At 66.7% G+C, this 26,449-nt stretch carries 24 protein-coding genes and 1 riboswitch; of the genes, 6 read left to right on the forward strand and 18 right to left on the reverse strand.

Going from position 1 to position 26,449, the window contains the following annotated elements:
• Positions 1 to 6: 6 nt before the first annotated feature.
• The 7 genes from ACSLUQ_RS11340 to ACSLUQ_RS11370 all read right to left on the reverse strand — a co-directional run bounded on the left by ACSLUQ_RS11340 (position 7) and on the right by ACSLUQ_RS11370 (position 7,435).
• Positions 7 to 600 (reverse strand): F0F1 ATP synthase subunit B, encoded by a 594-nt coding sequence (locus tag ACSLUQ_RS11340; protein WP_417772425.1) that lies wholly within the window; start codon positions 598 to 600, stop codon positions 7 to 9.
• Positions 601 to 687: 87 nt separating this feature from the next.
• On the reverse strand, positions 688 to 915 hold the full coding sequence (locus tag ACSLUQ_RS11345) for a F0F1 ATP synthase subunit C (protein WP_417772424.1): 228 nt from the start codon (positions 913 to 915) through the stop codon (positions 688 to 690).
• An 81-nt stretch (positions 916 to 996) separates the two neighbouring features.
• Positions 997 to 1,755: a F0F1 ATP synthase subunit A gene (locus ACSLUQ_RS11350; RefSeq protein ID WP_417772423.1), complete on the reverse strand. Its 759-nt coding sequence runs from the start codon at positions 1,753 to 1,755 to the stop codon at positions 997 to 999.
• Positions 1,756 to 1,809: 54 nt separating this feature from the next.
• On the reverse strand, positions 1,810 to 2,181 hold the full coding sequence (locus ACSLUQ_RS11355; RefSeq protein WP_417772422.1) for an AtpZ/AtpI family protein: 372 nt from the start codon (positions 2,179 to 2,181) through the stop codon (positions 1,810 to 1,812).
• A gap of 212 nt (positions 2,182 to 2,393) precedes the next feature.
• On the reverse strand, positions 2,394 to 5,861 hold the full coding sequence (gene smc, locus ACSLUQ_RS11360; protein ID WP_461808597.1) for a chromosome segregation protein SMC: 3,468 nt from the start codon (positions 5,859 to 5,861) through the stop codon (positions 2,394 to 2,396).
• A 224-nt stretch (positions 5,862 to 6,085) separates the two neighbouring features.
• On the reverse strand, positions 6,086 to 6,724 hold the full coding sequence (locus ACSLUQ_RS11365) for a DsbA family protein (RefSeq protein WP_461808598.1): 639 nt from the start codon (positions 6,722 to 6,724) through the stop codon (positions 6,086 to 6,088).
• Positions 6,725 to 6,886: 162 nt separating this feature from the next.
• On the reverse strand, positions 6,887 to 7,435 hold the full coding sequence (locus tag ACSLUQ_RS11370) for a DUF721 domain-containing protein (RefSeq protein WP_417772419.1): 549 nt from the start codon (positions 7,433 to 7,435) through the stop codon (positions 6,887 to 6,889).
• Between the two features lie 225 nt (positions 7,436 to 7,660).
• Between ACSLUQ_RS11370 and mutY the strand changes: the two genes are divergently transcribed.
• Both mutY and ACSLUQ_RS11380 read left to right on the forward strand, forming a co-directional pair.
• Complete coding sequence (gene mutY / locus ACSLUQ_RS11375) at positions 7,661 to 8,752, forward strand: A/G-specific adenine glycosylase (RefSeq protein WP_461808599.1); 1,092 nt, start codon at positions 7,661 to 7,663, stop codon at positions 8,750 to 8,752.
• A gap of 105 nt (positions 8,753 to 8,857) precedes the next feature.
• Positions 8,858 to 9,406 carry a 2OG-Fe(II) oxygenase gene (locus ACSLUQ_RS11380; RefSeq protein ID WP_417772417.1) on the forward strand — a complete coding sequence of 183 codons (549 nt, stop codon included), beginning with the start codon at positions 8,858 to 8,860 and terminating at the stop codon, positions 9,404 to 9,406.
• 18 nt (positions 9,407 to 9,424) lie between these two features.
• Here the strand turns inward: ACSLUQ_RS11380 and ACSLUQ_RS11385 are convergent, their stop codons facing one another.
• Positions 9,425 to 10,978, reverse strand: a complete 1,554-nt coding sequence (locus ACSLUQ_RS11385; protein ID WP_461808600.1) for an AMP nucleosidase — start codon at positions 10,976 to 10,978, stop codon at positions 9,425 to 9,427.
• Between the two features lie 399 nt (positions 10,979 to 11,377).
• Here ACSLUQ_RS11385 and ACSLUQ_RS11390 point away from each other — a divergent pair, with 399 nt between their 5' ends.
• The gene (locus ACSLUQ_RS11390) at positions 11,378 to 12,523 is read left to right on the forward strand and encodes a DNA methyltransferase (RefSeq protein WP_461808601.1); all 1,146 of its coding nucleotides are present in this window, start codon (positions 11,378 to 11,380) and stop codon (positions 12,521 to 12,523) included.
• Between the two features lie 114 nt (positions 12,524 to 12,637).
• Here the strand turns inward: ACSLUQ_RS11390 and ACSLUQ_RS11395 are convergent, their stop codons facing one another.
• The 9 genes from ACSLUQ_RS11395 to ACSLUQ_RS11435 form a co-directional block, all read right to left on the reverse strand.
• Positions 12,638 to 13,219, reverse strand: coding sequence for a hemerythrin domain-containing protein (locus tag ACSLUQ_RS11395; RefSeq protein ID WP_461808602.1), 582 nt, complete (start codon positions 13,217 to 13,219; stop codon positions 12,638 to 12,640).
• Positions 13,216 to 13,917 (reverse strand): cysteine hydrolase family protein, encoded by a 702-nt coding sequence (locus ACSLUQ_RS11400; RefSeq protein WP_461808603.1) that lies wholly within the window; start codon positions 13,915 to 13,917, stop codon positions 13,216 to 13,218. The genes ACSLUQ_RS11395 and ACSLUQ_RS11400 overlap by 4 nt, the downstream gene beginning before the upstream one ends.
• A 24-nt stretch (positions 13,918 to 13,941) precedes the next feature.
• Positions 13,942 to 14,421, reverse strand: coding sequence for a MarR family winged helix-turn-helix transcriptional regulator (locus tag ACSLUQ_RS11405; protein ID WP_461808604.1), 480 nt, complete (start codon positions 14,419 to 14,421; stop codon positions 13,942 to 13,944).
• 139 nt (positions 14,422 to 14,560) lie between these two features.
• The gene (gene gcvPB / locus ACSLUQ_RS11410) at positions 14,561 to 16,156 is read right to left on the reverse strand and encodes an aminomethyl-transferring glycine dehydrogenase subunit GcvPB (protein ID WP_461808605.1); all 1,596 of its coding nucleotides are present in this window, start codon (positions 16,154 to 16,156) and stop codon (positions 14,561 to 14,563) included.
• A complete protein-coding gene (gene gcvPA, locus ACSLUQ_RS11415; protein ID WP_461808606.1) occupies positions 16,153 to 17,499 on the reverse strand; it encodes an aminomethyl-transferring glycine dehydrogenase subunit GcvPA in 1,347 nt (448 codons plus the stop codon). Before gcvPA ends, gcvPB begins: the two co-directional genes overlap by 4 nt.
• A gap of 35 nt (positions 17,500 to 17,534) precedes the next feature.
• Positions 17,535 to 18,026 carry an OsmC family protein gene (locus ACSLUQ_RS11420; protein ID WP_417772409.1) on the reverse strand — a complete coding sequence of 164 codons (492 nt, stop codon included), beginning with the start codon at positions 18,024 to 18,026 and terminating at the stop codon, positions 17,535 to 17,537.
• A gap of 2 nt (positions 18,027 to 18,028) precedes the next feature.
• Positions 18,029 to 18,400 carry a glycine cleavage system protein GcvH gene (gene gcvH / locus ACSLUQ_RS11425; protein WP_417772408.1) on the reverse strand — a complete coding sequence of 124 codons (372 nt, stop codon included), beginning with the start codon at positions 18,398 to 18,400 and terminating at the stop codon, positions 18,029 to 18,031.
• 64 nt (positions 18,401 to 18,464) lie between these two features.
• Positions 18,465 to 19,628 carry a glycine cleavage system aminomethyltransferase GcvT gene (gene gcvT, locus ACSLUQ_RS11430; protein WP_461808607.1) on the reverse strand — a complete coding sequence of 388 codons (1,164 nt, stop codon included), beginning with the start codon at positions 19,626 to 19,628 and terminating at the stop codon, positions 18,465 to 18,467.
• 203 nt (positions 19,629 to 19,831) lie between these two features.
• Positions 19,832 to 19,924: riboswitch (glycine riboswitch) on the reverse strand.
• Positions 19,925 to 20,093: 169 nt separating this feature from the next.
• On the reverse strand, positions 20,094 to 20,702 hold the full coding sequence (locus ACSLUQ_RS11435) for a hypothetical protein (protein ID WP_417772406.1): 609 nt from the start codon (positions 20,700 to 20,702) through the stop codon (positions 20,094 to 20,096).
• A gap of 186 nt (positions 20,703 to 20,888) precedes the next feature.
• Here ACSLUQ_RS11435 and ispH point away from each other — a divergent pair, with 186 nt between their 5' ends.
• From ispH to rnhA, 3 genes are all read left to right on the forward strand, one after another.
• Positions 20,889 to 21,890 carry a 4-hydroxy-3-methylbut-2-enyl diphosphate reductase gene (gene ispH, locus ACSLUQ_RS11440; protein WP_417772405.1) on the forward strand — a complete coding sequence of 334 codons (1,002 nt, stop codon included), beginning with the start codon at positions 20,889 to 20,891 and terminating at the stop codon, positions 21,888 to 21,890.
• 143 nt (positions 21,891 to 22,033) lie between these two features.
• On the forward strand, positions 22,034 to 22,999 hold the full coding sequence (thrB, locus tag ACSLUQ_RS11445) for a homoserine kinase (protein ID WP_461808608.1): 966 nt from the start codon (positions 22,034 to 22,036) through the stop codon (positions 22,997 to 22,999).
• Complete coding sequence (rnhA, locus tag ACSLUQ_RS11450; RefSeq protein WP_461808609.1) at positions 22,996 to 23,481, forward strand: ribonuclease HI; 486 nt, start codon at positions 22,996 to 22,998, stop codon at positions 23,479 to 23,481. Before thrB ends, rnhA begins: the two co-directional genes overlap by 4 nt.
• Positions 23,482 to 23,545: 64 nt before the next feature.
• Here the strand turns inward: rnhA and ACSLUQ_RS11455 are convergent, their stop codons facing one another.
• A complete protein-coding gene (locus tag ACSLUQ_RS11455) occupies positions 23,546 to 26,434 on the reverse strand; it encodes an EAL domain-containing protein (RefSeq protein ID WP_417772562.1) in 2,889 nt (962 codons plus the stop codon).
• Positions 26,435 to 26,449 lie beyond the last annotated feature (15 nt).

The following is a 26,449-nucleotide window of genomic DNA, read 5'->3' on the forward strand; positions in this document are numbered from 1 at the left end:
GCGTCCTCACTTCATCGCCGCGTCGACGGCGGTGTTAAGTTCCTTCTCCGTCGGCGCCTTTCCGATCAGCGTCTCGACGAGAGCGGAAGTCGTCTCGGTCGCGATTTCGCCGACGCTGGCGAGCGCGGAGGTCTTGATCTCGGCAATGTGCTGCTCTGCGGCAGCCAGCTTCCCGGCAAGATCTTCCTCGGTCTGGTGACGGCGGCTGTCGACCTCGGTCTTGAGCTTGTCGCGCGTCTCCTGGGCGATCTTGTGCGCCTTGTCGCGTGCCTCGGCGAGCGCCTGCTCGTAGGCGGCGATGGCGGCGTTGCTCTCCTCGTTGAGGCGGTTCGCCTCGGCGACGTCGCCCGCGATGCGATCGCGGCGGTCCTCGAGGATGCCGCTGAGCCGGGGCAGCGCCACCTTGCTCATGATCCAGTAGAGAACACCGAAGGTGATCGCCAGCCAGAGCAGCTGAGACGCGAAGGTCGAGCCGTCAAAAGGCGGAAAGGTGCCGACCGAATGCTCGTCGGCCGGGATCTCGATAACAGCGTGGGTATTGACTTCGCTGTGGGTCTCGGCGCCGGTCGTGGCCATGTTCATCTCCAATGCCGCAGCCATGCAAACACCGCGCCTTGCGCGGTGCGCCAGCCGGGCGCGGCTGCGCGCCCGGCTGGAAAGTTTGCGTCGCTGACGCGTGTCGCGATCTTAGACGGCGAACAGCAGGAGAAGAGCGACGAGCAGCGAGAAAATGCCGAGCGCCTCGGTCACGGCGAAGCCGAGGATGAGACGACCGAACTGGCTGTCGGACGCAGACGGGTTGCGCAGCGCGCCGGACAGATAGTTGCCGAAGATGTTGCCAAGGCCGAGGGCGGCGCCGCCCATGCCGAGACATGCGAGACCGGCACCAATGTACTTTGCTGCTTCAGCTTCCATGACACTTGCTCCTTAGATGGGGTAATTTCAGCGACGACAAGGGCGACCGCGCCTCATTGCGCGGTCGAACCAGACTGACTCTTAGTGGCTCGGATGCAGCGCATCGTTGAGGTACATGCAAGTCAGAACCGTGAACACGTACGCCTGCAAGAAGGCGACGAGGAACTCCAGACCGGTCAGCGCCACGGTCATCAGCAGAGGCAGGATCGCCGATGCGGGACCGAGGAGACCGAAACCTTCCGCTGCGCCGAGCGAGACCACGAAGCCGGCAAACACCTTCAGCGTGATGTGACCGGCCAGCATGTTGGCGAACAGACGAACCGACAGGCTGACGGGGCGCGACAGGAAGGAGATGATCTCGATCGGCGTCACCAGCGGGATCATTGCCGCGGGAACGCCGTCAGGTGCGAACAGCTTGAGGAACTTCACGCCATGCCGGGCGAAGCCGTAGATGGTCACGGTACCGATCACCACCAGCGCCAGCGCGAAGGTGACGATGATGTGGCTGGTGACCGTGAAGAAATAGGGGAACATCCCGAGCATGTTCGCCGTCAGGACGAAGACGAAGAGCGAAAACACCAGCGGGAAGAAGCGCATACCCTCGTTGCCGGCCGAGCTTCGCAAGGTACCGGCAACGAACTCGTAGCCCATCTCGGCGATCGACTGCCAACGGCTCGGAACGAGACCGCGTCCGCTCGTCGACAGGATCAGCCCCATGGAGACGACCGCAACGGTCACAACCATGAAGAGGGCGGAGTTCGTAAAGGACAGATCGAGGCCGCCGACCTCGATCGGAACAAGCTTGGTGATCTGGAACTGATGGATCGGATCGTTCGCCACCGGGTCAGCCCCTCTTTAGCGGTCGCATTGAACGCTTTCGCGTCGTGAACTGGTTCATTTCCGTCCGTTGCGCGCCTTGTCAACCGGATCCGACACCATTCCGACGGATCTCAGCACATTCAGCACGCCAGCAGCGAAGCCCAGCAGCAGGAAGACGATCAGCCCCCAGGGACTTGTCCCCAGTCCTGCGTCGAACAACCAGCCAAGACCCGCTCCGACGACGATGCCGGCGACGAACTCCGTCGACAGCTTCATTGCCTGAGCGTACCCCTGACCCGCACCCGATGAAGACGACTTGCGAAGCGACGCTTCCGCCACCTCCTGCCGTTCCTCGAGCGCCCGCATCAGCCGGCTCTTTCGCTCGGACAGTTCGGCTTCCGTAAACCCGCGATCCCCCTCGCCCGGTCCGTTCTCTTCCGGAGACATTATGCTTGCGTCCCCTTCCCAGACTGGAGCCGGCCAAATGCCCGCCTGCCCTTGAAAGCCGGGCGCACCATAGTCGGCACCCCCGGCCCTGTCAAGGAGGCATCAGAACATGTCAAGTTGCTGAAAATAAAATGGAAACGCCGTTACTCACAGGCTTTTGGAGGCGCCTCCGCACAAATGCCGCGGTCACGGCGGCGCGCGACGCCTCGCCCCTACACGGCTTCGAGGAATCGCTCCGCCGTGTCGAGGTCGACGGAGACGAGCTGCGAGACCCCGCGCTCGGCCATCGTCACGCCGAAAAGCCGGTTCATCCGCGCCATGGTGATCGGGTTGTGGGTGATGACGACAAAGCGCGTGGCGGTTGAGCGCGTCATCTCCTCCAGCAGGTCGCAATAGCGCTCGACGTTGGCGTCGTCGAGCGGAGCGTCGACCTCGTCGAGCACGCAGATCGGCGCCGGATTGGTCAGGAAGACGGCGAAGATCAGCGCCATCGCCGTGAGCGCCTGCTCGCCACCCGACAGCAACGTCATGGTCTGGGGCTTCTTGCCTGGCGGGCGGGCGATGATCTCCAGCCCGGCGTCGAGCGGGTCCTCGGCGTCGACGAGTTGCAGTTCCGCCGTGCCGCCGCCGAAAAGATGGGTGAACAGCCGCTGGAAGTGAGCGTTCACCGTTTCGAAGGCTTTGAGAAGACGCTCGCGCGCCTCCCTGTTGATGTTGGAGATCGCCCCGCGCAGGCGTTTGATCGCCTCGATCAGGTCGTCGCGCTCGCCGGTGAGCGTGCCGCGCTGCTCCTCGATCTCGCGCAGTTCGTCCTCCGCCCGCAGGTTCACACCGCCCAGCCGCTCGCGCTCGGCCTTGAGCCGGTCCACGCGGCGCTCGATCGCCTCCGGTTCGGGCAGCGGCGCTCCTTCCTTCAGCCCGGCAAGACCGGGAAGCGCGGCGACCGCCACCTCCAGCGCCTCATCGATCAGCGCCTCGATCTCGCCCTTGCGCTGGGTCGCCGCCCGCAGGCGCTCCTCGGCTCGGATGCGTCGTTCGCGTGCATCCGTCAGCGCCGAAAGGCCTGCCTGGGCGGCCATGTCGGCGTCGCGCTGGAAAGCCTCGGCGCGCGCCAGCGCATCGTCGGCGGCGCGCCGCGCCTCCTCCGCCTTCGCGATCTCGGTGAGCAGCGTGCGGCGCTTGTAGTCGATGTCGTCGGGTGCCTCGATCAGCTCGGCACGCTCTTCCTCGGCCGCCTCCATGCGCTCGCGCAGCACCTGCACCTGCTGGCGGGCGCCGGCGGTGCGCTGGCTCCAGGCGGCGCGCTCGCGGGAGATTGCTTCCATGCGGCGGCGGCGCATCTCACCCTCGCGCGCCAGTCCCTCGGCGCTCGCGCGCTCGCGCGACAGCGCCGCACGCGCCTCGACCACAGCGGCACGGGCCTCCTCGATGGCGCGGGCAAGCCCCGCGTCCTCGCCGATCTCGCGCATCGCCTCGCCGGCTTCCTCAGACGCGGCGCGAGCCTCCTCCAGATCCGCCTCGATGCGCTCCAGGGCATCGCGCAGGGACGCAAGCCGCGCCTCGGCCTCCGCATGGGCACGCTCCAGCCGGATCACCCGCTGGCGCTCGGCCTCGGCCGCGCCGCGCAGCTCCCTGATCTTCTGGCGCGCCGTCTGCTCGTCTTCCGCGGCGCGCCGAACCGTGTCGCCAAGTTCCGAAAAGGCGGCGCGCTGCTCCTCGAGCCGCTCCCGCGCCAGCGCAATCTCACCATCGAGAGCCGCAAGCCGGTTCTTGCGGGCCAGCCTCTGGGCCGCCGGCGTTGGCGCGTCGGCGGCAACCACGAAACCGTCCCAGCGCCACAGGGCGCCATCCAGACTGACAAGCCGCTGCCCGGGCGCCAGGTGCCTGGCCAGCCGCGCGCCGTCCGCCGCCTCCGCCACGCCGATCTGCGCCAGCCGGCGGGCAAGCGCACGCGGCGCATCGACGAAGCCAGCCAGCGGCTCCACTCCGGCGGGAAGCGCCGGATCGGCGGCCCCGACAGTCTCTTCGGCGGGCTCTGTCCAGCGAAGCGGCGCATCGCCGCCGAGCGGCGCGTCAAGATCCTCGCCCAGCGCCGCGCCAAGCGCGGTCTCATACCCCGGACGGGCCGACATCGCCTCGACGATGGCCGGTAAATCGCCCTGCTGGCCCTCGCCAAGCACCTCGGCAAGCGTGCGCGCCTCCGTCTCCAGCCGCGACGCCTGGGCCTCCGCCTCGCCGAGCGGGCCGCGCGCGGCCTCCATTCGGGCGCGAGACGCGGCCGTGCGCTCCTCCGCCTCGAGCACACGCTCCTCCGCCTCGGACAGAGTTTCCTCGGCCGCCAGCAGCGCCTCGCGCCCGGCTTCGAGATCCGGCGCGTCCTCGACTTCAGCTTCAAGTCCCGCAAGGTCGGACCGCGCGCTTTCGTGCTGGCGCGCGAGCTTGTCTGATCGCTGGCGCGCCGTCTCGAAGGCATCGGCGAGTTGCTGGCGTCGCGCCAGAACCCCGGCCTGCTCCTGGGTGAGCGCGGACAAGCGCTCCTCGGCGGCAGCGACCACGGTCTCGGCCTCGTCGACGCGCACCGCAATCTCTTCGGCACGGTCCTCCTCGGCCATCGCCTCGCCGCGCAGCTCCTCTTCCTCTTCGGCGAGAATCGCCAGGTGTCCGTCGTTGTCGGCGAGCAGCTCTTCCTCGCGGGCGACGTCCTGATGCAACTGCTGAAGCCGGCGACCGAGATCCTCGAGCCGCTCGCGTACACGCCGCTCCTCGCCATCAAGCTCGTTGCGGGCGATGACAAGGCGCTGCAGAACCGCACCGGCGGCAGCGGCCGCGTCGCGCGTTTCCGGCACCTTGAGGGCGGCAATCGCCTGAGCACGGGCCGCATCGCCCTGCACGGTCGCGGCCTCCCGCACGCCCGCCTCGGCCTCGGAAAACTCCCGCTCGGCTTCCGCCAGCCGGTCGCGGCAATCGAGCCAGCGCAGATAGTAGAGCGCGGCCTCGGCGGAACGGATCTCGGCTGAGAGATTGCGGAAGCGCCCCGCCTGACGCGCCTGCCGGCGCAGGCTGTCGACCTGGCCGTCGATCTGGACGAGCACATCCTCCAGCCGCTCGAGGTTCTGCTCGGCGGCACGCAGACGCAGCTCCGCCTCGTGGCGGCGGGAATGAAGGCCGGAAATGCCGGCCGCCTCCTCGAGGATCTGGCGGCGCGAGGTCGGCTTGGCGGCAATGAGCTCGCCGATCTGGCCCTGACGCACGAGGGCGGGCGAGCGCGCGCCGGTAGAGGCGTCGGCAAAGAGGAGCTGGACGTCGCGGGCACGCACGTCGCGAGCATTGATCTTGTAGTTGGAGCCGGACTCGCGCTCGATGCGGCGGGTCACCTCGAGCACCTCGGCATCGTTGAAGCCGGCCGGCGCGGTGCGGTCGGAATTGTCCAGAAACAGCGTCACCTCGGCGGTGTTGCGCGCCGGCCGGTTGAGGCTGCCGGAGAAGATGACGTCGTCCATGCCGGACGCACGCATGTTCTTGTAGGAGTTTTCCCCCATCACCCAGCGCAGGGCTTCGACAAGATTGGACTTGCCGCATCCGTTCGGCCCGACAACACCCGTCAGGCCGTCACCGATGATGAATTCCATCGGCTCGACGAAAGACTTGAACCCGAGAACGCGGAGTTTGGAGAACTTCATGGCCGCGCGACCCGCGCCATGCGCGTTGGCGCCACCACGGCAAAGGCGCGGGCACAATCCGGCCGGGAGACCACAAGGTCCGTCCGTTCAGCCATCATTGCCCCAAAGCCTCCATGGCGGCCGCAACCCCTTGCCTCATCCAACAAAGCCGAAAGCCGCCCGGGACCTGCGCGTTGTCCGGGCGGCGAATGGTTCATCAGTCTGGCGCGGGAAGGCCCCGGCCGTCAGAGGTACTTTGCAACTTCCTCGTCGAGTTGCGCAACCGTCAGCGCGCCGCTGACCTTGTTGCCGTTGAAGAAGAAGGTCGGCGTCGCGTTGACGCCGAACTCCTTCGACGCGCGCTCGCGGTTGGCCTCGATGCCCTCTAGCAGCTTCTGGTCGGACAGCGTCTTCTCGAAGCTCTCCTTGGTGAAGCCGATCTGCTGCGCCAGCTTCAGCATCGCATTGTAGGGGTCGTCGGTGAACGCCCAGGTGCGCTGCTGCTCGAACATGATGTCGATGACGTCGAAATACTTGTCCCTGGGCACCGAGCGCGCCAGCATGAAGGCGCCGGCTGCGACCGGATCGAGCGGGAACTCGCGGAAGACGAACCGCACCTTGCCGGTGTCGATGTATTCCTTCTTGAGATGCGGATAGGTGGTCTTGTGGAAATGGGCGCAATGGCCGCAGGTCATCGAGGCATACTCGACGATGGTGAGCTTTGCGTCTTCCGGACCCATGGAATTTTCGGGCAGCAAGCCCGGTTCCATCAGCTTGTCGACGTCGACCTCCTGGGCCCACGCCGGAAGCGCGTTCAGCGCCAGGCCTGTTGCGGCCATGAGGGCGGTGGAACGGAGAATAAACTGGCGGCGATTGAGGCTCACGGGGAAGGCTCCCATTGATCGAGGTTTCAGCGGCGTCGTCCGGCTTCTTATCGCCTTTGCCGTTCCGGTCAACCGACAAGGAGAATATGGCGTCATTTGGAACGGGGCGATTGTCCGCTTTAAGCGCCGCTCACAAGATCGCGAGCAGCGCGTGATCGCACCCTATCGGGTCTTGGCGATCACCGCGCGGCCAAGCTTTTCCAGCGCCTCGCCAAGGCGGGTGCCCCGCACGGCGGCAAGCTTCGCCTCCAGCTCGCGCTCCTCCTCGGCGGTCAACGGACGCGGCTTCTTCGGCGGCGTGCGCTTGGGCGGCGTCAGCGGGCGCTGGAGGATGCGGATACGCCCGATCGCCGCCCAGCCGAAGAAGCCGTTGATGCGCTCGATCACCTGGGGCACTTCATGGGTGAGCAGCAATGCCGTCGCGCCATCGGTCTGCACGACGAGCGTCGCCGGCTTCTGCTCGCCATCGACGGCCCCCTCGGGCACGCGCGGCCAGTCGACCCTGAGCGGCTGGACCCGCCCGGCGTAGCGCTCGCCGACGATATCCGGCCAGTCAACGACGAGATCGGCGGCGGCGAACCCCCTGCGGCGGCAGGACTTCTCAAGCGCCTTGCCGATGAGATCGCCAATCGGGCGCGCACGGGTAACCCAGCGCAGGCTCGAGCCCTGCTGTGCGCCGCCGGCGGCCATCGTCTTGTGCGAATCACTCATAGGTTCAGTCGACTCCGTAATTGAGTCGATTTAACGACACTTCGTCCGAGTCGCATGGGCCACGCGTCGCGGTTTTCAGCCACTCCAGAGCTTTCGGCAGGTCATCCCTGCCCCGTCCACAGCTTTGCCACAGGACTGCGCCCGCCGCCCCTTGAAATCGCCCGCCGCAGCCCGATCCTGCTTGCCGGTGCCAAGCCCGCCCGCCGCAAGGAAACCGCCGACCCGATGCCGACCGCGACACCCTCTCTCGCCGACGACCTTCTCCGCTGGTACGATCGGCACGCCCGCGCCCTGCCCTGGCGGGTGTCGCCGAAGGACCGGGCGCGCGGCATAGCCCCCGATCCCTATCGGGTGTGGCTTTCGGAAATCATGCTCCAGCAAACCACAGTGCAGGCGGTCGGCCCCTATTTCGCGAGGTTTCTTGCCCGCTGGCCGAGCGTCGAGGATCTCGCCGCCGCCGACGAGGCGGAGGTGATGAAAGCCTGGGCCGGACTTGGCTACTACTCCCGCGCCCGCAACCTCAAGGCCTGCGCCGAGGCCATCGCCAGCGAGCTCGCCGGCCGCTTTCCCCGGACCGAGGAAGGCCTGCGCGCGCTTCCCGGCATCGGCCCCTATACGGCCGCCGCCATTGCCGCGATCGCCTTCGACCGTCCGGCTGCCGTGGTCGACGGCAATGTGGAACGGGTGATTTCCCGGCTCCGCCTGATCGAGACGCCCCTGCCGGCGGCGAAACCCGAAATCCGGGCCGCGACCGCGGATCTGGTGCCGGAAGCGCGTCCCGGGGATTTCGCCCAGGCGATGATGGACCTTGGCGCGACGCTGTGCAGCCCGCGCAAGCCCGCCTGCGCGCTCTGCCCCTGGACCGATCCCTGCGCCGCTCGGCTTGCCGGCATCGCCGAGACGCTGCCGCGAAAGGCCCCCAAGGCGGCCAAGCCGACGCGGCGCGGCATGGCGTTCGTCGCCGTGCGCGCCGACGGGGCGGTGCTGATGCGCCGGCGTCCGCCGAAGGGACTGCTCGGCGGGATGAGCGAACCGCCGGTCAGCGCGTGGGGCGAGACGGCTGCGATGGACGACCTTGCGGGGATGCCGGAGGACCTCGCCCGCCTCTCGCTGGACTGGCGACGCCGGACCGGCGACGTGCGCCACACCTTCACCCATTTTCATCTGGAACTCGCCATCTGGCGCGCCGACGCACCGATGACGGCACCCGCGCCCGACGGCTGGTGGTGGTCCGAACCCGGCGAGATCGACGGCGAGGCGCTGCCCACCGTGATGCGCAAGGCGGTGGACGCCGGCCGCGCCGGCCAGGCGGCCTGAACCGCGCAACGCAACATCGCCCGCCCCCCTCGTCAAATCCGTTGCGTTTTCACGGGAACTGCCGCATAGACCCGCATCTTTTCGCCGTTGCGGAGACTTCGGCCAATGTTCACGCATTCCATTCCCGCTGTTTTTTCCCTTAGGGAAGCCACCGAAGTCATCCGGCTGGCGGAGCAGGCCCAGGCCGCTTCCGGCGGTCTCGTCGGCGGATTGCACCACCACAACATCCGACGCGCCGAGATCGCCTGGCTCGACGACACCGGCAGCGCCGCCTGGGTGATGGAGCGGGTGGTCGCCACCGTCGCGCGCGCCAACCGAGAGCATTTCGACTTCGACATCACGGATTTCGGCGAGCGCCTGCAAGTCGCCTCCTACGACGAGAGCGACGCCGGCCACTACGACTGGCATTCAGACATCGGCGACGGGCCCATCGCGCGCCGGCGCAAGCTCACGGTCGTCGTGCAGTTGAGCGAGGCGGAGGGCTACGCGGGCGGCGAGCTGCAGATCAACCTCGGCGGAGCGATCCACACATCGGACCGCGGCCTCGGCGATGCCACGCTCTTCGCCTCCTTCATGCTCCACCGTGTCGCGCCGGTGACGCGCGGCCGCCGTCACTCGCTCACCTGCTGGTGCCACGGCCCGGCCTTTCGCTGAGCTCCGGCGGACGGTCGGCTACTGGAAGGCCGTCTCGGCGAAGGAGCGCAGCTTCCTCGAGTGCAGCCGCTCGCGGGGCATCGAGCGCAGCTTTTCCATGGCGGCAATGCCGATCCTGAGATGCTGGGCGACCTGGCGCTTGTAGAAATCGGTCGCCATGCCGGGCAGCTTCAGTTCGCCGTGCAGCGGCTTGTCCGAGACGCAAAGCAGCGTTCCATAAGGCACGCGGAAGCGGAAGCCGTTGGCGGCGATGGTCGCGGATTCCATGTCGAGCGCGATGGCGCGCGACTGCGAGAAACGCTGCACCGGTTCGCGGTGGTCGCGAAGCTCCCAGTTGCGGTTGTCGATGGAGGCGACCGTGCCTGTGCGCATCACCCGCTTCAACTCGTAGCCCCCGCAGCCGGTCACCTCCTCCACCGCGCCCTCAAGCGCCACCTGCACCTCGGCAAGCGGAGGGATGGGCACCCAGTTGGGCAGGTCCGCGTCGAGCACATGATCCTCACGTACATAGCCGTGGGCGAGAACGTAATCGCCGAGCTTCTGACTGTTCCTCAAGCCCGCGCAATGGCCAAGCATCAGCCAGGCATGAGGACGCAGCACCGCCATGTGGTCGGTGATCGTCTTGGCGTTGGAAGGACCGACGCCGATGTTGATCATGGTGATGCCGGAATGGTCCGGTCGCACGAGATGATAGGCCGGCATCTGCGGCAGGCGGGCGGGCAGCTCGCCGCTCGGGCGCCCTCCAGAGCCCGCTTCGGTGATCACGTTTCCGGGCTCGACGAAACGGGAGTAGCCGCTTTGCGGATCGGCCAGAAGGTCGGCGGCGATCCGGCAGAACTCGTCCATGTAGAACTGGTAGTTGGTCAAGATCACGAAGTTCTGGAAATGCTCCGCCCCCGTTGCCGTGTAGTGCTGGAGACGGTGCAGCGAGTAGTCGACGCGCGGCGCGGTGAAGGGAGCCAGCGGACGGGCCGCGCCCGGCGCCGGCTCGAAGGTGCCGTTGACGATGGCATCGTCGAGCACCGACAGGTCCGGGAGGTCGAAGACGTCGGCGAGCGGGCGGTGCAGCGCATCGGCCACCCCCTCCACATGGGTGCCGTCATAGAAGGCGAAATGCAGCGGTATCGGCGTATCGCCGGCACCGACTTCCACCGGCACCTCGTGGTTGCGCAAAAGCAGCTCGATCTGCTCCTTGAGGTACTCGCAAAAGAGATCCGGCCGGGTGATCGTCGTCGAATGCAGTCCCGGACCGGAGACGAAGCCATAGGAGAGGCGGCTGTCGAGGCGCGAATGGGACCTGGTGCGCAGGCGGATCTCCGGGTAGCAGGCGCGCACCCGCCCCTCCGGCAGCTCGCCCGCGACGAAGGCGCGAAAGGCCTCGCGCAGGAATGCGGTGGCGGTCTCGAACAATTCCTTCAGCCGCTCGACCGCCTCCCCCGCATCGTCGAAGGCGACGAAATCGGCGCGCGGCAACTCATGCACGACGGGCGTTCCAGCCGCGACAGCCCCGCGAACATCGCCGCCGCCGCCGCTTCCCGCTCCCGTTTCGTTCGGTCCCGCACCTCGCGTCATGGCCGCTTGCCTCCGTTGCTTGCTGTTTTCGTTTCCAACCATCACCGGACTATGGGAGTTCCGTAAGGCGGCAGAAAGATTTTTCATCGTTCTCCGCCCCGCTCCGGCGGTCGATATCCGCACGCCGCCGTTAACCGTTTCCGCCTTTGTTTACATGCAATTTGCAACGGTCGATGGCGCGGGGCGCGGAAAATCGAAGCGAGGCCGGTAGATAGTGCCGGCAGGGAGGCAAGCCATCGCCCGACAGCGCGTTAAGAAAGCGAAGCAGCTTCGCGCGGAACCGTCACAATTGTAAACAATACCTTGATTCAAAAAAGATTTTTACCAAAGCGCCTTAACCAGCGATTTACCAAGACCGGTAACCATGATGCTCGTAATTGCGTGAGGTTCTGCGTCGCAATGAGTGTACAGCGTAAAGGGGTGCCCCTCGTGGCACCCCGCCTTCCCGAGGCGTCAAACGCCAACGCCGAGTGGCTCGACTCGATCCTCAAGGGGGATTGCGTCGCCGCGCTCGAGCGCCTGCCCAGGCAGTCCGTGGACCTCGTGTTCGCCGACCCGCCCTACAATCTGCAGCTCGGTGGCGAGCTGCACCGCCCCGATCATTCGCGGGTCGATGCCTGCGACGATCACTGGGATCAATTCGACAGCTTCGAGGCCTATGACGCCTTCACCCGTGCGTGGCTGATGGCCGTGCGGCGGGTGCTGAAGCCGGACGGCGGCCTGTGGGTCATCGGCTCCTACCACAACATCTTCCGGGTCGGCTCGATCCTGCAGGATCTCGGCTTCTGGATCCTCAACGATGTGGTGTGGCTGAAGTCGAATCCGATGCCAAACTTCCGCGGCAAGCGTCTGACCAACGCCCACGAGACGATGATCTGGGCGTCAAAGTCGAAGGATGCGAAATACACCTTCAACTACGAGGCGCTGAAGACGTTCAACGACGATCTTCAGATGCGCTCGGACTGGCACCTGCCGATCTGCACGGGCTCCGAACGCCTGAAGGATGACGGTGGCCAGAAGGTGCATCCGACGCAAAAGCCGGAGTCCCTGCTCTACCGGGTCCTGCTCGCCTCCTCCAATCCCGGCGACGTGGTGCTCGACCCCTTCTTCGGCACCGGCACGACGGGTGCCGTGGCAAAGAAGCTCGGCCGCCATTTCGTCGGCGTGGAACGCGAACAGGAATACATCGACGCCGCCCGCAAGCGCATCGACAGCGTCGAGCCGATCGACATGGAGGCGCTCGGCGTCAGCCAGGGCAAGCGCGCTGCCCCCCGCGTTCCCTTTGGCAACCTGATCGAGGTCGGCCTGCTGTCGCCCGGTGACAGGCTGACCTGCGCCAAGGGCCGGCACGAGGCGCGGGTGCGTGCCGACGGCTCGCTCGTCTGCGGCCAGCACAGCGGATCGATCCACAAGGTCGGAGCGCTTGTGCAGGGTCAGGAATCCTGCAACGGATGGACTTATTGGCACGTCGAGAACGCCGGCAAGCGCCAGCCTATCGACAACCTGCGCGCCCAGTTCCGCGCGACACGGCTTTCGGCCGCCTGAGACCCAAGGGCGACTGACCTCGAGCACTGCATCGCTTCCCCGCGCGAGCAGACCGCCTCCCCCGGACAACCGGGCGGGGGCGGTTCTCGTGCGCGGCGACGCGCCGCAAGCGGCTCAGCCGACGCCGAGATCGTCCTCGCCACGCTCAAGGACCAGCGGCACGATCAGATCCTCCTCATCCTCCAGGTGCCGCATCAAGCCGGTGACGAGCCGGCCGCTTTCGAGCGCATATGCATCGGCGGAGCGCCGCACCCGGTCCGCGTCGGCGCCGTGCAGGTCACGCAGCAGCACGTTGGCGCTTTGCGCGAGACTTGCGATGCGCTCGTGGATCGCCTCGTGGTCGCCCTCCAAAAGGTCGAAGCCGGCCGCAAGACGCGGCTCGGCAGCGGCGAAGACCGGAAAGTAATGGTGGTCCTCGATCATGTGATGGTGATGCAGCTCGCCAAGGAACTGCTGGAGCCTCGGCGCCAGAAGCGCGCCAAGATTGCCCGCTTCCAGGCGCTCCTCGCGAAAGTCGGCGATGATGCGTTCAAGGGTGCCGCCCAGCGTGCGGAAGCCGTCGTGCCGCGACAGCCAGAAGCGCATCAGGCCGCCGAGGTTCTCGTGTGTTTCCCAGACGCCACGCGGATGTTGCTCGAGTAGAAAGCGCAGCTCGCCGGGCAAGCCGGCTCGCGTGTCGAGGTCCGTATCGGTCATTCACTCTTTCCCGCGTCACTTGACTGCCCGGCAAGATGGGGCTCCTCGCCCTGCCGGCAAGTGGCGACGCCGGCGGCGGCAAGCCGCTGTTGCTGGCGGGCCCATGCCTTCTCGTCGGCGGCGAGCGAACCGTCAAGATCGATGACGACCCCATAGCCGCGGTTGCGGGCGCCAAGCGCGGTGCTGGTGACGCAATGGGCGAGATCCAGGCCCGTGAGACGAAGGAGTCCGACGTTCTCCTGTCGCAGGAGACGATCCAGCTCCGGGTTGGAGAAGGCATCTCCGACGTGCTTCAGCAAATCCGGGAATCCGGCCGCATCGACATCGCGGTCAAGCCGCGCGCCCGGTCGCCCCGGGTTGCCCGCCCCGCCGAGCAGCATGTCGGCGGCAAGCCGGATCGCCCAGCCCTTGTGCTGCTGGCGGATGTAGACAACCGCCTGCCCCGCACTCCTTGCCTTCGACACAAGCTCGTTGATCCTCACCACAGCCCGGTTCCGGCGCTCCTCGCCATAGGCATGGGGACCCTCCGAGCGGGTGAAGTCCTCCTGCATGTCGATGACCAGAAGCGCCTCGCCCGCAGCGTCCGCGGCGATGGGAGCGCCAGTCGTCGGCCGCGCGATCCGGCGCACGGTGGCGATGAACCAGGCCCCCAGCGCGCACATGACGAGGAAAGCGACGGCAAGAACCGAGAACCACATGACAATTTCCTGCGCTTGCGAGGGTCAGGCGAGAGGGCGAGGACGATCAGGGTCGTCCTCGAAGGCTGTGAAATGGTCGAGACAGGCCGAGAGCACGCGCCGGGCGGTGTCCACGTCCGCAGCGTCGAGCCGCCCCGCCAGGGCTGCGGCAAAGCCGTCCTCGCGCTCGCGGATCGCGGCGAAGAGCTCCTTGCCTTGCACCGTCAGGGCGATCAGCCAGGAGCGCCGGTGCGCCGGGTTGGCGCGCCGCTCGACAAGGCCGCGAGCCAGGAGTTCGTCCACCCACTTCTGCACGTTCTGACGCGGCAGGAACAGCGTGCGGCCGATCTGCGGAACGCTCATCGCGCCCTCGCACGAGAGAACCGAGAGAACCGAGAGAACGGCGCGCGCGCCGGTCCCCAGGCCCGTACCCTCAAGGTGGGCGGCAACGGAGCGCGCCACCCTGCGGTGAAGCGGACGCACCTGCTGGAGAAGCGCATAGAGGCTTTCGACATCGGCCTTCATGAGACACCTGAAACGACATACAAGATGTCATTATGACATATCATGTTTCTCTTCACCGGCAAGTGCGAAGTGGCCTGCACATATGAAAACGCCCGGCACGATGGCCGGGCGTCCTCCTGTTGCTGTCGATCCCGAAGGCCTATTCGGCGGCCTGCGGCGCGACCTTGCGCGGCTCCGGCCGCTGCCACTTGAGCACCGGGTTGCGCGCCGCGCGGGTCTCGTCGAGCCTTCCGCGCGGAGCAAAGAACGGCGCTCCCTTGAAGCGCTCGGTCACGCCCTTCTGCGCGCTCATGACGAGATCGCGCATCGTCGCCACGAACAGGTCGAGCGCCGCGCGGCTCTCCGATTCCGTCGGCTCGATCAGCATCGCGCCATGAACGACCAGCGGGAAATACATGGTCATCGGGTGATAGCCCTCATCGATCATCGCCTTGGCGAAATCGAGGGTGGTCACGCCCGTGTCCTTGAGGAAGCTGTCGTCGAAGAGCACCTCGTGCATGCACCAGCGTGACCCGAACGGCAGGCTCATGAGGTCCTCGAGGCCGACACGCACGTAGTTGGCGTTCAGCACCGCATCCTCGGACGCCTGGCGCAGACCGTCGGCGCCATGGCTCTTCATGTAGGCGAGCGCGCGCACATACATGCCCATCTGCCCGTGGAAGGCGGTCATCCGTCCAAAGGGCTGTTCGCCGTCCTTCAGGTCCGCCACGGTCTCGACCCAGACGCTGCCGCCCTCTTCCTTGCGCAGGAACGGCAGCGGCGCGAAGGCCGCGAGCCTGTCGGAGAGCACCACGGGACCCGCACCCGGACCGCCGCCGCCATGGGGCGTGGAGAAGGTCTTGTGCAGGTTGATGTGCATGGCGTCGACGCCGAGATCGCCCGGGCGCGCCTTGCCGACGATGGCGTTGAAGTTGGCCCCGTCGCAGTAGAAATAGCCGTTGGCGGCATGGACCGCCTCGGCAATCGCGATGATGTCGCGCTCGAACAGCCCACAGGTGTTCGGGTTGGTCAGCATGATGCCGGCGATATCGCCCTCATGCTCCGCGATCCGCGCCTGAACAGCGGCGGTATCGACCGTCCCGTCCTCGCGCGCCTCGATGGAGACGACCTTGTAGCCGAGAAGGGCGGCGGTCGCCGGATTGGTGCCATGGGCCGATTCGGGCACCAGCACGATCTTGGGATCGCGTCCGGCCGCCTTGTGCGCCGCCTTGATCGCCATCATGCCGCACAGCTCGCCATGGGCGCCGGCCTTGGGGCTCATCGCAACCGCGCTCATGCCGGTCATGGTGACGAGCCAGTGACCGAGTTCGGCGATCAGGTCGATCGCGCCGGGAACCGTGGACAGCGGCTGCAGCGGGTGAATGTCGCCGAAGCCCGGCAGCCGCGCCATCTTCTCGTTGAGACGCGGATTGTGCTTCATCGTGCAGGAGCCGAGCGGATAGAGGCCCGCGTCGATGGCGTAGTTCTTGGACGACAGGCGCACGTAGTGGCGCATGGTCTCCGGCTCGGTGAGCGCCGGCAGGTCGGGCGTTGCCTTGCGGGCAAGCGCGCCGAGCGCCGGGGCAAAATCATCCGGCTCCTCGAGATCGACGCCGCAAACGTCCATGCGCCCGCTCTCGAAGAGCAACGGCTCTTCCATGGCAAGCGCCCGGTTGCCGGTAAAGGTCTCGTGGATGGCGCGCGGATCCGCCATTTCGGCCGGGGCGGACGGGCGGCCTTGCGTGTTCATGCTCATGCCAGCACCTCCTTCAGCGCGGCGACGAAGGCGTCGCGATCCTCGTCGGAATTCACCTCGCTCGAGGCAACGATCAGCAGGTCGGCAAGATCGGACGCGCCCGGCTCCAGGCGCGAGACCGGCACGCCGCCGAGAACGCCCTTTTCAGCCAGCTTCTCGACCACGCCGGCCGCCGGCTTCGACAGCTTCACGGTGAACTCGTTGAAGAACGTGTCGTTCAGCACCGAGACGCCCGGCACGCTCTCGAGACCTGCCTTCAGCTTCACCGCGTTGGCGTGGTTGATCCTGGCGAGCTTCGCCAGGCCGTTGCCGCCGAGAAGTGTCATGTGGATGGTGAAGGCGAGGCAGCAGAGCCCCGAGTTGGTGCAGATGTTCGACGTCGCCTTGTCGCGGCGGATGTGCTGCTCACGGGTCGACAGCGTCAGCACGAAACCGCGCTTGCCGTTGGCGTCGACCGTCTCGCCGCACAGCCTGCCCGGCATCTGGCGAATGTATTTCTGCCTGGTGGCGAAGAGACCGACGTAAGGCCCGCCGAAAGTGAGGCCGTTGCCGATGGACTGGCCCTCGCCGACGACGATGTCGGCACCCTGGGCGCCCGCCGGCTCGATCAGGCCGAGCGAGACGACCTCGGTGAAGACGGCGATCAGCAGCGCGCCATGGGCGTGCGCCTTCTCGGCGATCGGCGCGAGGTCGATCAGATGCCCGTAGAAGGATGGCGACTGGACGACGACGCAGGAGGTCTCGTCATCGATCGAGGCCAGAATGTCCTCGGTACCCTTCGGGTCAGCAGGAAGCGCCTGGGTGCTGTCGCCGGCCATGGCGGAGAGACCCTCGACAACCTCGCGGTACTGCGGATGCAGGCCGCCGGAAAGGACTGCCTTGTTCCGCCGGGTGACACGATGGGCCATCAGCACCGCCTCGGCGGTGCCGGTGGAGCCGTCGTACATGGAGGCGTTTGCCACCTCCATGCCAGTGAGCGCGGCGACCTGTGTCTGGAACTCGAACAAGTACTGCAGCGTGCCTTGCGTCACCTCGGGCTGATAGGGCGTGTAGGAGGTGAGGAACTCGGAACGCTGGATCAGGTGATCGACGCTCGCTGGCACATGGTGCTTGTAGGCACCGGCGCCGACGAAGAACGGCACGTCGGAGGCGGCGACATTTTTAGCCGCCATGCGCGAAAGGTCGCGCTCGACAGCGGCCTCGCCCTTGTGCAGCGGCAGGTCGATCAGCCCTTCGAGGCGAGCCTTTTCGGGGATGTCGACGAAGATCTCGTTGATGTCAGAGACCCCGACGCGCGCCATCATGTCGGCACGGTCGGCATCGGAAAGCGGAAGGTAGCGCATCGGGAGCGGATTCCCTTTCAGGCGGGTCGGGTGCGTTATTCGGGGGCGGTCAGGCGCGGCGGCACGGTGTCCACGACGATCTCGCATCTGACCGAATTGGCGATGAAGCACATCTCGTGCGCCAGACGGTGGAGTTCCTCGATCTTCGCCGCATCGGGCATGATCGCGGAGCGGAAGGTGATCACCGGGCGCAGCGTCACCCGGGTGATGCCCATGCGCCCGGGGGCGATCCGCTCCATGACGGCCTCGGCCTTGTCCTCATAGGCCGCGATGACGAAACGGTCGCGGCGGGCAAGATCGAGAAAGGTCATCATGTGGCAGGACGAGATCGCGGCGATAAACGCCTCCTCCGGATCGACGGCCTCCGCCACCGAATGGGGCAGCGGCACCACGGCCGGAGAGGCGGAGGCGGGCACTTCGACGCCGCCGTCGAAGCGCCAGACATGCCCGCGCGAGTATTTTCCCTTCGAGAAATCCTCGCCCTTGCAGGTCCAGACGACCTCGGCGGTGTGAATGTGCCCGGCCATGATCAGAGCCCCTCGACGTGAGCCTTGTAGGCGGCCTCGTCCATCAGGCTCTCGAGCTGAGAGGCGTCGGCAAGCTTGATCCGGACGAACCAGGCGCCGCCTTCAGGGTCCTCGTTGACCGTGCCCGGAGCATCGGCAAGCGCCGCGTTGACCTCAACGACCTCGCCATCGAGCGGGGCGTAGACCTCGGACGCGGCCTTGACGCTCTCGACCACGGCGGCCTCGTCGCCCTTGGCGAGCTTGCGGCCGACATCGGGAAGCTCGACGAAGACCACATCGCCAAGCTGGCTCTGCGCGTAATCGGTGATGCCGACAGTGGCGACGTCGCCGGAAACGGTGATCCACTCGTGGTCTTCGGTGAAACGGGTGCTCATCTGATTCAGTCCTCTGGAAGAGCCGGGGTTTTTCCCGGCGATGCTTCTGGATCGGGTGCCGCCGTCAGGCCGACGGCTTGCGATAGTAGCGCTGCGGAACGAACGGCATGGCCGCAACCTTCGCCTCCAGCTCGCGGCCGCGCACGACCAGCTTGACCGGCGTGCCGACCTCGGCATGTGCGGCGGCGACATAACCCATGGCGATGGGCGCGCCGAGGGTCGGGGCAAAACCGCCCGAGGTCACCGTGCCGATGGGCTCGCCGGAAGCCGAACGCACCTCGGCGCCCTCGCGCGCGGGAGCGCGCCCTTCCAGCGTGAAACCGACGCGAACGCGCGCGGCCCCCTCGGCAAGCTCCTTGAGAATGCGCGTGGCGGCGGGGAAATCGGCCGCCTCCTTACGCCGCTTCTGCAGCACGAAGGGGATGGCGCCTTCGATCGGCGAGGTCGTCTCGTCGAGATCATGGCCATAGAGGCAAAGCCCCGCCTCGAGGCGCAGGCTGTCGCGGGCGCCAAGGCCGATGGGGGCGACGCGCTCGTCGGCGAGCAAGGCGCGGGCAATGGGCTCGGCCGCGCCCGCGGGGAGCGAGATCTCGTAGCCATCCTCGCCCGTGTAGCCAGAGCGCGAGACGTGCACCTTGATGCCGTCAAACTCCATCTCGGCGACACCCATGAACGACAGCGTCGCCGCCGCCGGCGCATGCGCCTTCATCACATCGGCGGCAAGCGGCCCCTGCAGCGCGATGAGCGCCCTGTCATCGATCTTCTCCAGCCGAACCCCATCGGGCAGGCCGGCCTCGATCATCGGATAATCGACATGCTTGCGCGAAGCGTTGACGACGAGATAGAGGCGGCCGTCGTTCTCCTCGCCAAGCGGACGCGCCACCATCAGGTCGTCGACAATGCCACCCTCGGCATTGAGCAGCACCGTGTAGCGCTGGCGACCGGGCTTCAGGCCGACGACATCGGAGGGAACCATGGTCTCCAGGGCGCGCGCCGTGGTCTCGTGGTCCGGACCGACAAGCCAGGCCTGCCCCATATGCGAGACGTCGAACAGGCCGGCTTTCTCGCGGGTGTGCGTATGCTCGGTGAGGATGCCGGTTGGGAACTGGACCGGCATCTCGTAGCCGGCGAAGGGCACGAGACGCGCGCCGAGCTCCCGGTGCAGATCGGTCAGGGGCGTGGAAAGAAGGGGCGTGGAAAGAAGGCTATCGGATGCAGCATCGCTCATCGTGTCGTCCTGAACTCGAGGGTCGGTGACGCGAACGCGGGTTTTCACCCGGCCACGCACCCCCTCTGTCCTGACGACCTGAGAGATTTCCCGCCCGCGCGAAGGCCCGATGGCCGACGCCGATCCCGGCGGTTACTCCTTCGGTGAGACCGGTCGCGTCGAGGCCAAGGCCACGACCCGTCCGGGCTGCTTTCCAGAGCGTTGCTCGATCCGCGGTCCTTTTGCCTGAGAGTTTCCGGGGCGGTTGCTCCTTCGGCGCCGGCGCCCGTGGCGCCGACCTCTCCCGCGTATCGTCTTCACCGGACACACGGCTCCGGCTTCCCGAACCCTGCTCTCCGGCCTGCGGCGCACAACGTCAACGCCGCCAAAAAACTCCAACATCTCCCGGTGACTGCCCGCCAGGGGCGTTCACCGGAGAATGTCGCATTGTCGACAGGCCATGTCGGACTGTCAACCGCGCGCCCGCTATTGCCGGCGTTTTCCGCTTTCGTCCAGAGCTATTTCCACCTTGATCGAACGATCCTGGGGAACGACGAAATTCTCCTCGACCAGCGCCCACTGCTCCGCCGGGGCACCGGCGCCGAGCGTCACCGGGACGCTGTAGACCTGAGGCTTGGGCTTGCGCCCCGTCTTCGAGTCGTCCTGCGTGTCGATCAGGGTCACGCGCAACGGCAGCAGGATCTCGCCGCCTTGCCAGGCCGGGCCCGGGGTGATGCGACCGGAAACGCCAAGGGTCATCTTGACGCCATCCGCCTCGCGCCGGCACTTGCGCGCCCACTTCTCCAGATTCGCCTGATAGATCAGCGCGCGCGGATCATTGTCGCTGCCGCGCTTGTACCGCATGACGATGTAGCGACCATCTTCCACCGAGACCGGCGGGCACGGCACATCGCGCTCGAAGATCGACGGATCGATCGAATCCACCGCCGACTTGTCGGCGGCGTTGCCCGAGATCACCGTCTTTGCGACATCGTTGCCCATGTCGCCGATGCCGCTGCCGCAGCCGGCGAGCGCCAGGGAAACCGTCAGCGCGGCAACCGCGCCCGGCAGGCGCATCCAGTCGGCGTGATCCATGCCCTTCAATCCCGATGCTTTTCGTTCCAGGTTCAGCGCCCGTCTATATCAGGGCCTCACCGGCTTGGCGAGCCATAGAGGCTTCCGCCCGGGGCGACGACCTTGACAGCGCCGGTCACGCTCCCTCTATTGCCCGCAAGGACGGGCGCCGGGGCTGAGCGGACGGCGACTTTGGAAGGACACCTCATGGCTTCGACCCTGGATGGCGAACCAAACGGCAAGGCAGGCGGACTGCCGCCGCTTTCCGTGCTCCTGTGCGCGCCGCGCGGCTTTTGCGCCGGCGTCGACCGGGCGGTGCAGATCGTCGAACTGGCGCTCGCCCGCTTCGGCGCGCCGGTCTACGTGCGCCACGAGATCGTCCACAACCGCTTCGTCGTCGACGGCTTGCGCAAGAAAGGCGCGGTCTTCATCGAGGAACTCGGCGAGATTCCGGCGGGCGAGGAAGACCGGCCGGTGGTGTTTTCCGCTCATGGCGTGCCGAAGTCGGTGCCGGCGGACGCGCAGGCGCGCAACATGTTCTATCTCGACGCCACCTGCCCGCTGGTTTCCAAGGTCCACAAGGAAGCCGAACTGCATCACCGGCGCGGCCGCGAGATCGTGCTGATCGGTCACGCAGGACACCCGGAGGTGATCGGCACGATGGGCCAGTTGCCCGATGGCGCCGTGCGCCTGGTGGAAACGGTGGAGGACGCCCGCGCCTTCACGCCCGCCGGCGACCGCCCGCTTGCCTGGATCACCCAGACGACGCTGTCCGTCGACGACACCCGGGCCATCGTCGCGGTGCTCGGCGAGCGTTTCCCCGACATCGTCGCCCCGCACAAGGACGACATCTGCTACGCCACGACGAACCGTCAGGAAGCGGTGAAGGAAATCGCTCCGCGCGTCGATGCCATGATCGTCGTCGGCGCGCCGAATTCGTCCAACTCGCAGCGTCTGCGCGAGGTCGCCGAACGGGCCGGCTGCCCGGTCTCGATTCTCGTCCAGCGCGCCACCGACATTCCCTGGGATGACCTGCCCGCCCTGTCGCGCCTCGGCATCACCGCCGGCGCCTCCGCCCCGGAAATTCTGGTGGAGGAGATCATCGCCGCCTTCGCCGAACGCCACGACGTGACCGTCGAGACCGTGCGCACGGCAGAGGAGACCATCGCCTTCAACCTGCCGCGCGCGCTGCGCGAGGCGGCGGAGTAAAGCGCCCGGCACGCCATCGAGCGGGCCGTCGGCATCTGTTCCATCGGCGTTGGCGGGCTGCTTCCCGTCAATGCCGCAGCCCACTCCCCCCGTCCCAGGGCGCTCCCCGCCCAAACCGGAACCACAGGAAAGTCGACCGACCCATGGCCGTTTATACCGACGTCTCCGACGAGGAGCTGGTGACCTTCGTCTCCGGCTACGACATCGGCGAGGTGCTTGCCCTCAAGGGTATCGCGGAAGGCGTGGAGAATTCGAACTACCTGCTGCACACGCGCACGGGCCACTACATCCTGACGCTCTACGAGAAGCGCGTGGATCCGGGTGACCTGCCGTTCTTTCTGGGATTGATGCGCCATCTCGCGGCGCGCGGCCTCTCCTGCCCGCAACCCGTCGCAAACCGTGACGGCGAGACGCTCGGCCAGCTTGCCGGACGGCCGGCGGCGATCATCTCTTTCCTGGACGGCATGTGGGTGCGCCGGCCGCAGCGCGCCCATTGCGCCGCCCTCGGCACGACGCTGGCGGAGTTCCACCTGGCCGGGGCGGACTTCGCGATCCGCCGTCCGAACGCGCTGTCGGTCGAGAGCTGGCGACCTCTGCTGGAGCTGTCGCTCGATCAGGCCGACACCATCGTCGAGGGACTTGGCGAGGAGCTGGTCCGCGAGGTCGAATACATGGAGGCCAACTGGCCGGGCGAGCTGCCTTCGGGCGTCATCCACGCCGACCTCTTTCCCGACAATGTCTTCTTCATTGGCGAGAAACTCTCCGGGCTGATCGATTTCTATTTCGCCTGCAACGACGCGCTCGCCTACGACGTGGCGATCTGCCTCAATGCCTGGTGTTTCGAACCGGACATGGCATTCAACGTCACCAAGGCGCGGGCGCTTCTCAATGGCTACCGCTCGGTACGCGGCTTCACCCAGGCGGAATTCGACAGCCTGCCGTTGCTGGCGCGCGGCGCGGCCCTGCGCTTCCTGCTGACCCGCCTGCACGACTGGCTGCGCGTTCCCGAGGGCGCACTCGTCACGCCAAAGGATCCACGCGAGTACCTGAAGAAGCTGCGCTTCCACCAAAGCGTGGAAACAGCGGCCGACTACGGGCTGACGGCATGAGCGGGGCGCGGGCGAAGGGCGCTGCCGCGGTCGCACCGGACGGACCGACGGTGACGATCCACACCGACGGCGCCTGCTCGGGAAATCCGGGGCCTGGCGGCTGGGGCGCCCTGCTGCGCTCGGGCGATCACGAGCGTGAGCTCTGTGGCGGCGAGGAGAAGACCACCAACAACCGCATGGAGCTGACGGCGGCCATCGAGGCGCTGAACGCGCTCAAGCGGCCCTGCCGGGTCGAGCTGCATACCGACAGCACATATGTGCGCGACGGCATCACCAAGTGGATGTTCAACTGGAAGCGCAACGACTGGCGCACCAGTGACAAGAAGCCGGTGAAGAACGCCGAGCTGTGGCAGGCGCTCGACACGGCGCGTACCCGTCACGATGTCACCTGGCACTGGGTCAAGGGCCACGCCGGGCACGACGAGAACGAACGCGCCGACGAACTTGCCCGCAGGGGCATGGCGCCCTTCAAGAAGAAGTAGGGCCCGACGAGCGGGCGGGAGGCGGCCAGGGCCGGTCGGCGAGCGCCGGCCGGCCTCTCTTGCGTCAGTTGCGCAGCGCGTCCATTTCCGCCTTGAGCAGCTTTGTCGCCTCGGCCGCCTCCATCGGCTGGCCGAACAGGAAGCCCTGCGCGTATTCGCAGCCAAGCTGGTGCAGCTCGAGCGAATCGGACTCGCTCTCCGCCCCTTCCGCCACCACCTGCATGCCGAGATCATGGCCGAGCGCGATGATCGAGCGCAGGATCACCGGCCGGGCGCTACGCCCGTTCGGACGCACGAAGGACTGGTCCACCTTGATCGTGTCGAAGCGGAAACGCTGCAGGTAGCTCAGCGAGGAATAGCCCGTGCCGAAGTCGTCGAGCGACAGGCCGGCGCCGAGATGACGCAGGCGTTCGAGCATGCGCGCGGAATACTCGGGATTGGCCATGACGACCGATTCCGTCAGTTCCAGCTTCAGTGTTCCCGGCGCAAGCGAGGACCGCGACAGCACCGACTTCACGTCGTTGATCAGGTCGTGGCGCAGGAGCTGGAGCGAGGAGATGTTGACGCTGACGAAAAGCGGCACCGGCAGGCGGAACGCGGTCTGCCACTCGGAAAGCTGCCGTGCGCCACGGTCAAGCACGAACAGGCCCAGTTCGTTGATGAGGCCGGACTGCTCGGCGATCGGAATGAACTCCGCCGGCGAGATCGGCCCGCGCTTGGGATGGTTCCAGCGCGCCAGAACCTCGAAGCCGGCGATGGAGCGGTCGCCCAGCCGCACGATGGGCTGGAAATGGACCGCGATGCCGTTGGTCTGCAGCGCCTTGCGCAAGTCAGCCTCAAGCTCGACACGGTTCGATCCGGCCGTCTGAAGGGTCGGGCGGAACACCTCGACGCGGTCACCGCCCATGCGCTTGGCGTGGTTCATCGCCATGTCGGCCTCGCGCAGAAGCTCGGATGCGCCCGCGGTTCCGCTCTCGGAAATGGCGATGCCCACGGCAGCGGTCAGGAAAACCTCGCGCTCACCAAAGGTGATGGGCGAGCGCACGGCCCTGCGCACCGCATCGGCGAAGGCCGCGACACGGTCAGCCGACTGTTCGGAGAGAAGCAGCAGGGCGTAGGTGTCGCCGCCCAGGCGCGCGAGCGAATCCTGCGGCTTGAGCTGGCGCGAGACGCGCCGGGCGATGGTCAGCAGGATGCTGTCACCGGCGGACAAGCCAATGGAATCATTGATCTGCTTGAAACGGTCGAGATCCAGAACGAGCACGGAAGGACGGCCAAGCCCCTCGGCCCGCGCGCGCGCCAACGCCGCATCCAGGCGGTCCATGAACAGTTCACGGTTCGGCAGACCGGTCAGGTTGTCATGCACCGCGTCGTGCAGCAGACGTTCCTCGGTCACCTTCTGCTCGGTGATGTCGAGGAGCGTGCCAACGCAGCGGATCACCTCGCCATCCGACCCGACGATGGGGCGGGCACGCAGGCGGAACCAGCGGTAGTGGCCATCATCCGAACGCAGGCGGAACGCCTGGGAGATCCGGCCACGACGCTGGTCGATGACCGCATCGAGCGTGGTGCGGAACGTGTCGCGGTCCTGCGGATGAATGACGTCAAGCCAGTCGCGCGCCGGCCCTTCGAGCACCCCCTGCTTGAGGCCAAGCAGGTCCTCCACCTCGTTGCCGGTCGAAATGCGGTCGCGGTCGATATCCCAGTCCCAGATGATATCGCCCGATCCGGTGAAGGCCAGCGCCCGGCGCTCCACGTCCGAAATCAGTCCCTGCGCGATCGCGCCGCCGGCGAAGGCATGCTGCATCACCGTGAAACCGATGAGCAGCACGACGAGCACGAGACCGCCAGCCAGCGCCGGCTGGACAATATCGTTGGCCAATACGCCCGTCACCGTCATCGCCGCGCCGACCAGCCAGGCAAGCAGCAGAACCCAGGTCGGCACCAGCATGATCGCCCGGTCATAGCCCTGCACGGCGAGCGTGGCGATCACCGCAAAGCCGAGCACGCCAATAACGCCGAGCGAGATGCGGGCGATGCCAGCCGCGACCGAAGGGTCCCACACCGCGACACCCAGCAGGCCCAGCACGAGAATCAGCGTCGCCAGCGCCAGATGGCTGTAGCGGATGTGCCAGCGATTGAGGTTCAGATAGGCGTAGAGGAAGATAATCAGGCTCGCCGCGAGCCCCACCTCGGCGCACGCCCTGTAGAGCTGCTCGTCACCCGGCGTGATCTGCAGGACCTTGTTCCAGAAACCGAAATCGATAGTCAGATAGGACAGGACCGACCATGCGAGCACGGCGGTCGCCGGGAACATGATGGTGCCCTTGACCACGAAGAGGATGGTCAGGAACAGCGCCAGCAGGCCGGAGATGCCAAGGATGATGCCCCGATAGAGCGTGTAGGCGTTGACGGTGTCCTTGTAGACGTCGGGTTCCCAGAGCCGAATCTGCGGCAGCGCGGGACTGCGCAGCTCGACGACATAGGTGACGACCGCGCCCGGATCGAGGGTGACGAGGAAGACGTCCGCTTCCTGGCTCGACTGGCGCTCAGGGGCGATGCCCTGGCTTGGCGTGATCGAGGCGATCCGCGAGGACCCGAGGTCCGGCCAGATCAGCCGCGAGCCGACGAGCTGGAAGAAGGGGGCGACGATAAGCCGGTCGATCTGCTCGTCGCCCGGGTTCGACAGCGCGAAGACCGCCCAGCTCGAGTTGGCGTCATCGAGCGAATTCACCTCGATGCGCCGCACGATCCCATCCGCGCCCGGCGCGGTCGAGACCTGAAGGCTCGGTCCGGCATTGGGATAGAGATCGACGGCGCGCGTCAGATCGAGTGCGTCCGCGTTGGGGGGAACCTCAACAGCCTCGATTGCAAGCGTCGGCGAGGCGACGCCGAGACAGGCAAAAAAGGCAAGCGCGACAAGAATGAAGAAACGCAATCGGATTATCCGCACAGGTTCGGCTTTCAC

The organism is Stappia sp. ICDLI1TA098, from assembly GCF_054880955.1.